This is a genomic window from Salinarimonas soli, from assembly GCF_008386575.1.
Lineage (GTDB): Bacteria > Pseudomonadota > Alphaproteobacteria > Rhizobiales > Beijerinckiaceae > Salinarimonas_A > Salinarimonas_A soli.
Map to the genome: position 1 here is coordinate 1 of NZ_VUOA01000138.1, position 833 is coordinate 833.

The 833-nt window shown below is 50.2% G+C and carries 2 protein-coding genes; one reads left to right on the forward strand and one right to left on the reverse strand.

All coding sequences use genetic code 11. The annotated features are described in order from the left end of the window. On the forward strand, positions 1-192 hold a 192-nt coding region (locus F0L46_RS27690; RefSeq protein WP_210247694.1), incomplete at its 5' end, for a hypothetical protein. On the opposite strand, the gene F0L46_RS27695 is transcribed toward F0L46_RS27690, so the two are convergent. Beyond that, positions 179-760, reverse strand: a complete 582-nt coding sequence (locus F0L46_RS27695; RefSeq protein ID WP_188312158.1) for an Hsp20 family protein — start codon at positions 758-760, stop codon at positions 179-181. The genes F0L46_RS27690 and F0L46_RS27695 overlap by 14 nt on opposite strands. Positions 761-833 lie beyond the last annotated feature (73 nt).

Here is an 833-nt window from a genome sequence, read left to right on the forward strand (position 1 = left end):
GAATCGTTTATTGATATTTATTACAGAACGTTATTTTGCATTCCTCTTTGTATAAACCTAATTCGTTCAAATCGGATCGTTGCTCGTCGTTGGCCAACAACGGGCAGAAAACAAAAAAAAAAACAATTAAAATTAAATGCTATTTATGTTTCGGTCGTTGTGCTCGGCACTAGGGGGGTTAAGGGGAGGTGACGATGGGCACCATTTGTTCGCGGGGCTGTTGCTGTTCCGGCTTCGAAGACGCAGCCTCAGGTTGCTTAGCGGGTCCGGTTTTCGTGATCGGTACGATCCTTTCGCCGGCATTAGGTGGAGGTCGTTTCGGCGCCGTGACGGTGAGCACGCCGTCGGAAGACAACGTGCTGACCAGGTCGTTGACCTCGTATCCGGTCGGCAGGATGTACCGGCGGGTGAACTGACGGGAAATGAAGCCGTGCTCGTCCTGTTTCTCCTCGTGCTTGCCTTCGACGACAACCGTGTTGTTCGACGCCTTGACCGTGATCTCGTCTGGAGTGAATTGCTGAACGTCTAAAATAACCTCAAATTTCTCTTTCGTCAAATTGATCGTCGAAGAAGATTCCTGCCTGGCTAAGCTCGCCCTCCAAGGTCTGAAGTATGAATTTCTGAAGAGCGAGGTCGTGGGGAATGAACTGATGGAGGATAACAGATCGTCCTTCTTCAGACCCATGCCGAAGTGCTGGTCCAGTAGTCTGGAGGGGCGCTCGATACGCTCCCAGTCCTCCCACCAATCGCGAAACATCATTGGTACTATCGACATCTTTTTTATTTAAAGTTCGTTGTGAGCGCGCGCTGCTCTTCTCGTGTGCTAGTCGTTT

Coding starts and splice junctions, on each gene's coding strand:
- F0L46_RS27695 (WP_188312158.1), bottom strand. CDS start 760: ATGATGTTTCGCGATTGGTGGGAGGACTGGGAGCGTATCGAGCGCCCC.